A 4,398-nucleotide genomic window follows, 5' to 3' on the forward strand; every position below is an offset into this window, starting at 1 on the left:
CGACGCGACTCAGCGACCGCCACCGGATCCGGTTGCGCGGTCCTGTCGGTTGAGCGCGTGCAACCCGCCAACACCATCCCAGCCGCAGCGGTGACCCCCAGAAACCGCCGTCTGCTCAAACCGCCGCCCGACGCCACGAACTCGCTCATCACACGCTGGCTTCCCGGAGCCCGGGTTCACACTCATTTGGGCGTCCACCGCCCGCCCACCGGTACCACATCATGTCTATCCGGTCTCCTTCCCGTCTTCACCGTGCGCTCGGGTACCCACCGAATTGATGAAGGGGATATGAAGATTCGTTAAAGACGCCATCGGTTCAATACACCGCTGAATGATGGAAGTAGAGCGCCGCTGCCACCGATGCCACGATGTCTAGCCTCTTGGCGCCAGCACCCCGGACCTGGCGCCAAGCTGCCAATGCGCTGTTCGATGCGGACCATGTGGCACGCGTTTGGCGCCGCAAACCAACGATGGTGTGCTGGCGCACGATCCGGTTATCCGCGAGCGTGCAGGCCACTGTGCACAACTCACCGGCATCCTAAAATGTCGGGAACACTCGTAGCAGCGTTGGGAGGCTGCCGGCGACCACCGAGTCGAACGCCCCACCCGACCACCCGCACCAGGCCGCTGGCACGGCCTACCCAGCCGTTGATGATCGGCTGCGCGCCAAGCACATATCGGGCTCCGGCGCAGAGGCGCTCGACCTCCACTATCTGATTGAGCCTGCACCACCGATCAGGTCTTCAACCAATCTTCGCAGGATCTCAATCGATTCGGTGCATATCGCGGCGCACGGTTGAAGTCGGGTAGAGGAAATCGAACCCGACATCGAGGGGGTACTGGAAGGGGCTCGCTTGCACCAGATGGCTGGAACGCTAGCCAACGATCATCGACAGGATCCGCCCACCATGACCAAGATCATCGTCACGGCAGGCGCCATCGCCGCTACCGTTGCGGCAATTGCCCTGTTCTCGTTGCCGGGTATTGCATCGGCTGCGCCTGACCTGGTGGGCCAAACCTACGCCGAGGCCACGAACGCCATCGCGCAGCAGGGTGGCACGGCAATCATCGCGTCACGGGTCGGCGCCAAGCTTCCCCTCAGCAAGTGCATCGTCACTGGCGTTTCTCAATCGACATTCGTGAGACCTCCGTTCGTCCAGGCTGTCCCTGGCCGTGATGGGCGGTACGCACGTCAAGGAGTCCGCTACCGAGTGGTCTCCAACGAATACCGGCTCAGCTTGAACTGCAATGCCGCCGTTGCTACCGCGAACACCCCGGGAAACTCGGCGGCAAGCCCTGAGGGCCGGGAAGCCAAGAGAGAGCAGGAAGTCCAGGAATGGAGACGTACCGCCAAAGGTCAGCAGTGGTGCAAGCAGGCAGAAAAAGAGCACCCTGAATGGTTTCCCCTCGTCGGATGCCAGGCGGATAATTAATACACGGTCCCGAGGCGCGGCGACATCAGTATCCCGGGTGACCACGTTGGCGAACAGCATCACCAGACGCGCGCTGACACTTCACATTGAATGAGGTCCACCTGCTTCAAAATCCTTGGCACCAAGCCACGCCGGAATGGACGACCCAGACTTGCGGCGGGCGAAGCGGCAATCCGCGCAGGACACAGGCGCAAGCTGCGCCCCGCCGACGCACTGGCCGGCGCGGCAATCTCCCTGAGAAGGCAGGCCGGCCAGCCACTCAACCAGCGCGCAGCTCGCTTCATGATGTCATTGGCATGCCCGACTTTTCGGCCCATCCATGCGAGGACTACGACCAGTGGCGATTCGGGGGCCGAACCCTCGACTGGCCGATTCAGGGAAGATGTGGTGGCCCGCCCCCAGGACCGGTTTGAACATTAGGGCCGCCTGGCGCACGAGGGGGAAGGTGAATCTGTGTGCATGTTCGGGCGAAGTGCACTGGTGCGTGGGAAGCCAAAGCCGGCGGAGCGTGACCGCTGCCGTAAGGACTAGCACTCCGAAGAGCGGAAGGAATTCCGATGCTGCCTCGACTCAACTACTTGTTCTTCGTCGCACGACGGCGGCCAGCGACGAATCGTCGCCGCTCCAGCAGAATCGACAGTAGCCCCACTGGCTGACGAATTAGGGCCGAAAGTCCCTACGCGACGCGATGGCTGGTCAATGCTGTCGACAGGGCTGCTAACCGCCCCAATGCTGCCGGAGGTACCAATATGTCTGAGTTCAACGAGACCATGAAGACCGCGGCTTTCATGCGCTCTCGGGTTGGTGAGCCGGCCGGTCGGTCAGTTCGACTCCGCAATCGTCTCAACGGCGAAACCTCACCCGCTTGGACACTGCCGTAATAGGCCGCCCACTCACTCGCCTCGTCATCACGGCGTTGCCATACCTGACAGCAGCCGCGCCCGGCTGCGGGTCCAGGGATCTTTTCGCAAGGCACCTACTCAAGAAGGGAAATGCGCATCAAGCGGAGCAGGGGTTCGCAGAAAGGTGCCGCGTCATCAGCGTCAACGATGCCGCGACACCAGCGCGTCAGAGTCGCGACCGAACCTCGCGTAGTCTCCCACCATGCCGATTAGTCCCGTGTCGGCATCGGATCGATCACCGTGGCGCAGCGGGTCCATGACGTGACGACCTCCTGGGTGGGATCGTCGATCACGTTGGGCTGCTGCGGCGGCTGTGTTAGCAGCAAGTCATGGCGACGGCAGTAGTCGTCGTTGTAGACAGTGTCGAAATAGCGTTGTGGCCCATCGGGGAAAACCGCGGCGATCGTCGTGTCAGTTGAGAAGGTGCGTGCCGCCCAACCCGCGACCAGCGCGACCGCGCCTACACTCCAACCGCCCGTTGCGTAATGGGTGGCCGCCAAGGTACGGCAGGCCCACACCGCCTCTGCCGGCGCCACCCAGTGCACCTCGTCGAATGCGGCGTAGTCGACGTTGCGTGGATAGATACTCGAGCCCAGCCCTCGCATCAGCCGGTTCGCGGCGGGTTGACCGAAAATCGTTGAGCCGATGGTGTCCACCCCGATCAGGTGTAAGTGCGGATTGAACTGACGCAGTACCCGCGCGATGCCAGCGGAATGGCCTCCGGTTCCGACCGAGCACACCAGCACGTCGACCGTGCCCAGCTGAGCTTGGAGCTCCAGGGCCAGCGGCCGGTAGGCGTCGACGTTGTCGGGGTTGTTGTACTGGTCGGGACACCAGGCCTCGAGGTCTTCGGCCAGTAGCTGCGCGACGCGGTCTTTGCGCGCCTGCTGCCATCCGCCCGTCGGGTGCGGCTCGGTGACCATGTCGACGTCGGCGCCGTAGGCCCGCAGCATCGACACGATGATGGGCTCCATACCCGGATCGGTCACCACGGTCACCGGATGGTGATACACGATGCCGGCCAACGCCAACCCTAAGCCCAGTGTGCCACTTGTGGATTCGACGATGCGCGCCCCCGGACGCAGGTTCCCGCGTGCTCGGGCGCACTCCACCATGTGCATTGCGGGGCGGTCTTTTAAGCCACCGGGATTGATGCCTTCGAGCTTGGCCCAAAATCCGCGGTCCGCGCTGCTGAAGGGCTCAGAAACCCGCAGCACCGGCGTGCGACCCACTAGGTTCTCGGGTCGTTCGTAGCGGCCTAATCCGCGGTACCGCATCGCGTGCAGTTCGGGCGCATGGATAGACAAGGGATGACTCATGTGATCGTCGCTTCTCCATCGATCGGGGACGAGCCTGGGGGCCCGTCCGCTCGGGTCGTATCGGCCGAGTCAATCGACATGTCGCCCGTCGCCACACCCTCGCCGCGGGTATCCCGGTCGCTGGAAAAGGCACCAAACCACGCGACCGCCGTTGCGACGACAGCGGTCCAGGATGCGGCTAGTGCGCCGGCCGCCAGCCAGCTCTCCCAACCCCAGTACGGCAACATGAATCGACTCGGCCTCCTTCCGGACTCCAAGGTGCCCGTCGACGTCCGCTGATTCAGTGGAGGTTTTGTGAAGATTTGCTCAAGACCCGATCGGCTGGCACCAGTGTGCCGCGGGCGAGCCCAGTGTCGGTGTAACTGGTAGCTGTTCACGGGCACTATGGACGCTATGGATGGCACGTCAACTCAGGGAGGTCTGGGCGCGCCGGGCTACCGAGCCTTGATCGTCGACGATGAGGCGGCGCTCGCCGAAGTGGTGGCCAGTTATCTCCAGCGCGAACAGTTTGAAACCCGCACCGCCGTTGACGGCTCGCAAGCGGTGGCTCTGGCCCGCGAGTTTGATCCCGACGTGGTGGTGCTCGACCTGGGGTTGCCCGGCGCCGACGGGTTGGAGGTGTGCCGGCAGCTGCGCAGCTTCTCCGATGCCTACGTGGTGATGCTTACCGCCCGTGACACGGAAATGGACACCATCGTAGGGCTGACCGTCGGCGCCGACGACTACATCACCAAGCCGTTCAGT

The 4,398-nt window shown here is 63.4% G+C and carries 3 protein-coding genes; 2 read left to right on the forward strand and 1 reads right to left on the reverse strand.

Features of this window, described 5'->3' with window-relative positions; genetic code table 11:
- Positions 1–908: 908 nt before the first annotated feature.
- Entirely contained in the window at positions 909–1,433 is a 525-nt protein-coding gene (locus RMCN_RS29325) for a hypothetical protein (RefSeq protein WP_067396630.1), read from the forward strand.
- A 1,111-nt stretch (positions 1,434–2,544) separates the two neighbouring features.
- Here the strand turns inward: RMCN_RS29325 and RMCN_RS29330 are convergent.
- The gene (locus RMCN_RS29330) at positions 2,545–3,654 is read right to left on the reverse strand and encodes a PLP-dependent cysteine synthase family protein (protein WP_067396632.1); all 1,110 of its coding nucleotides are present in this window, start codon (positions 3,652–3,654) and stop codon (positions 2,545–2,547) included.
- 393 nt (positions 3,655–4,047) lie between these two features.
- On the opposite strand from RMCN_RS29330, the gene RMCN_RS29340 reads away from it, so the two are divergent.
- Positions 4,048–4,398 (forward strand): response regulator (locus RMCN_RS29340; RefSeq protein ID WP_131808624.1); only part of this gene is annotated, 351 nt, incomplete at its 3' end.

The organism is Mycolicibacterium novocastrense, assembly GCF_001570485.1.
Lineage (GTDB): Bacteria > Actinomycetota > Actinomycetes > Mycobacteriales > Mycobacteriaceae > Mycobacterium > Mycobacterium novocastrense.